Annotated in this window: 4 protein-coding genes, 1 tRNA gene and 1 pseudogene; 2 read left to right on the forward strand and 4 right to left on the reverse strand. The window is 30.7% G+C overall.

All coding sequences use genetic code 11. The annotated features are described in order from the left end of the window. The 3 genes and pseudogenes from ACTG3S_RS11720 to ACTG3S_RS11730 all read right to left on the reverse strand — a co-directional run. Positions 1–270 (reverse strand): annotated as a pseudogene (locus tag ACTG3S_RS11720) (ATP-dependent DNA ligase); the annotation flags it as partial. Positions 271–273: 3 nt separating this feature from the next. Beyond that, on the reverse strand, positions 274–1293 hold the full coding sequence (locus tag ACTG3S_RS11725; RefSeq protein ID WP_439129538.1) for a ligase-associated DNA damage response exonuclease: 1020 nt from the start codon (positions 1291–1293) through the stop codon (positions 274–276). Positions 1294–1392: 99 nt separating this feature from the next. Further along, entirely contained in the window at positions 1393–1791 is a 399-nt protein-coding gene (locus tag ACTG3S_RS11730) for a VOC family protein (RefSeq protein WP_439129539.1), read from the reverse strand. 188 nt (positions 1792–1979) lie between these two features. On the opposite strand from ACTG3S_RS11730, the gene ACTG3S_RS11735 reads away from it, so the two are divergent. Further along, positions 1980–2699, forward strand: a complete 720-nt coding sequence (locus ACTG3S_RS11735; RefSeq protein ID WP_439129540.1) for a MauE/DoxX family redox-associated membrane protein — start codon at positions 1980–1982, stop codon at positions 2697–2699. Between the two features lie 43 nt (positions 2700–2742). Here ACTG3S_RS11735 and ACTG3S_RS11740 read toward each other — a convergent pair. After that, a tRNA-Gln gene (locus ACTG3S_RS11740) sits at positions 2743–2814 on the reverse strand. Positions 2815–2985: 171 nt separating this feature from the next. Here ACTG3S_RS11740 and ACTG3S_RS11745 point away from each other — a divergent pair. Then, positions 2986–3494: glycosyltransferase family 117 protein (locus ACTG3S_RS11745; RefSeq protein WP_439129541.1), on the forward strand; the 509-nt coding region annotated here is incomplete at its 3' end.

Genomic DNA, 3494 nt, shown 5'->3' on the forward strand with positions numbered 1-3494 from the left:
CAACAATAAAGCTAAGGTTTCACCCAAATCTCCAACAGTGCTATAACTCTCTAAAAATAACCATTCTGGCAGTTTGGTAATCTCCATACACCATTCTTTCATCAATGTAGATTTTACAGGTCTTGATGGTCTTTTTCCTGTAAACAAAGCAATTAACCACAACTTATCTTTGTCTGGAGCTGTATTAAAATAATGAACCAATACTTCAATTTTTGCATTGGTTTTATTGGTGATTTCAATAGCGCTTATCAAGTTAGAAAAATCTTTCATGCTTTATAAAGTTGCCGGTTTTTGTGCTTCTTTCTCGATTGTTTCTTCGTCACCAAAATCGGTTTTTAGCTCATGTGCTTCTATGCCAATTTCATTCAAATACTTAGAAAAAACAGCTTGCGAACCATGAGTTACATAAACTTTTTCTGCTTCTGTAGCTTTTACAACGGCTAACAAACCATCCCAATCTGCATGATCACTCACTGCAAAACCTGCATCTACTCCTTTCCATCTTCTGTTACCACGAATATGCATCCAACCAGAGCAAATGGCAGTTGCCGCGTTTGGTATTTTTTTAATCAATTTAGAACCTAATAAAGCTGGTGGTAAAATGACTATTTTATTTTGTACGTCTACTTTTTTAAAATCTGATGTAATTAAAGTTGATTTGGGTAAGTCAATTCCAGCATTAGAAATAGCCATATTTAAGTTGTGTATAGCACTGTGTACAAAAACGTCATCTACATTTTCTATCAACTTTAAAATACGTTGTGCTTTCCCTAAACTGTAACCCAAAAAAACACTTGTTCTGTTATTTTGTTGATTTTGAAATACCCAATTTTGTAATTCTTTTTGTAATTCTTGTTCTGTCTTCCATTTGTAAATGGGTAAACCAAAAGTGCTTTCTGTAATAAATTGATGACATTTTACTGGCTCAAAAGGTGTAGAGATAAAATCGGGTTGTGTTTTATAATCACCAGAAAAAACAACCACAAAACCTTTATACACTAAGCGAATTTGAGCAGAACCAATTACATGACCTGCAGGAAAAAAACTCACTTGAACTCCGTTTATATTTTTTGGCTCATTATAACCTAAACTTTCTATAGAAATATCTTGACCTAATCTATGCTTTAAAATGGGTTTAGAATCGTTCTGACATAAATAATGTTGATTTCCCCAACGTGCGTGATCTGCATGACCATGAGAAATAACTGCATATTTTACAGGATACCATGGATCTAGATAGAATTTTCCTGGTATACAATAAATACCTTTTTTAGTAAATTTTACGAGTTTCAAAAAAAATGTATTTCTAACGATTTTTGTCTTTATAAAAATAATGGATTACAAGTAAATGCAATCCATTATTTTTAATTTTTTATTTATTTAGAATGGTTTTTAGCTTTTTGCATTTACCATCCAATTAATGCCATACTTATCTGAACATCTTCCAAAGAAACCCCATTCTCTTTCTCTAAAGTTGTGATGAATAATTCCATTTTCAGATAAATCTTTAAACACATCTTCTGCTTCTTCTTTGTCTGTAAAATCGACACTTAAATGTATGTTGTTTCCTCTATTAATAGGTGTATCAGGTGCAGCATCATAAGCCATAATATGTACCCCTTTTCCTTTTAATTCGGCATGTTGTAATTTGTTTCTGTAAGCAGTGGGCACATCCATCTTTTTATCTTGGTAGGTTTGTCTGTTTTCTACGGTTGCATTTAATAATTCTCCGTAAAAACTTAGTGCTTCTTGGCAGTTTCCATCAAATGCTAAATATGCTTGTACTTTCATCTTATATCTATTTTTAGGTTTATAACTTAGTTATTCAAAGTTAAAAATGAAAAAAAGTTTAGTTTTGCTGATTTGATATAATTAAGAACGCTATCAATTAAAATCATTTACAATAAAATAACTTTTAAAAGCGCTCTTTTTTTTATTTTAACAACTTATCTTTATAATTTACTAAAAATCAATAAGTAATGAAAAAAACATATATAATCGATGGAATGACTTGCAACAACTGCAAAGCAACCGTAGAAAACACCTTAAAAAAAGTAAATAATGTAGAAAATGTTTCTGTAAACTTAGAAAATGGAGAAACAGAAATTACCATGAAAACTTCTATTGAAACCAAAGTTCTAAAAGATAGTTTACCAGAAAAATATAATCTTTCAGAAAAAAAGGAGGATAATGAAATACCAAAAGTAGCTTTTGATGGAGATGAAAAAAGTAAATTACAACAACTAAAACCTTTGCTTTTAATTATATTTTATATCAGTACAGCAAGTATACTTTTGCATTTTAAAAATTGGAATTGGAATTCTTTTATGCTCGATTTTATGGGTTTATTCTATATTGTTTTTAGCTTTTTTAAAATGTTAGATTTAAAAGGGTTCCCAGAATCATTTAAAATGTATGATCCTTTAGCGAAAAAAATTCCTGTTTATGGAAAAATCTACCCTTTTATTGAAACGGCACTAGGTTTGATGTTTTTAATGCGTTTTGAAATAAAAATTGCATTAATTATTACACTAATTGTTTTAGGTATTACTACAATTGGTGTAACCAAAAGTCTTTTAGACAAAAAAGCTATTAGATGTGCATGTCTAGGAACTGCTTTAAAACTACCAATGACTGAAGCTACATTTATAGAAAATGCGATTATGATTATTATGGCTAGTTTGATGTTATCATTTTAAAAGTAAAAAATCCTAACAGACTAGATTTGTTAGGATTTTTTTGTTGGCCTACAAGGACTCGAACCTTGAATGTCGGTACCAAAAACCGGTGTGTTACCAATTACACCATAGGCCAATGCATTAATTGCGGGTGCAAATTTAATCTATTCTTTTAATTTTACAAACATTTTTAAATAAATTTTTTCTTTAACAAAGTTTTATGAGCAATTTAAAAGGTATTAAAAACCGAAACCTACTTATTATTCATAATTATTGTTAAATTCGCCACATATTAGTACGTAATTTTATGACAACAGCAAACTTCAAAAAATGGAATATCATCTTAGGATGGGTAACATTTGTAATTGCCTTAATAACATACTCTTTAACCATAGAACCCACAGTAAGTTCTTGGGATGTTGGAGAGTACATTGCAACCGCTATTAAGTTACAAGTTGGGCATCCTCCAGGTGCACCACTATTTCAAATGTTAGGTGCATTTTTTGCCATGTTTACTTCTGATGTTTCAGACATTGCTAAAATGGTGAATTTTATGTCTGCTTTGGCTAGTGCATTTACCATTCTGTTTATGTTTTGGACTATTACAAATCTTGGAGAAAAACTAGCTCTAAAAGCAAACAAAATAACAGAAGGCAGTTATATTGCCATATTAGGTAGCAGCATTGTAGGCTCTTTAGCATACACATTTTCAGACAGTTTTTGGTTTAGTGCTGTAGAAGGCGAAGTGTATGCAATGTCATCATTTTTAATGGCCATTTTATTTTGGTTAGGTTTAAAGTGGGAAAGCGAAATTAC

The sequence above is a fragment of the Polaribacter sp. genome, from assembly GCF_965656025.1.
In the GTDB taxonomy this organism is placed as follows: Bacteria; Bacteroidota; Bacteroidia; order Flavobacteriales; family Flavobacteriaceae; genus Polaribacter.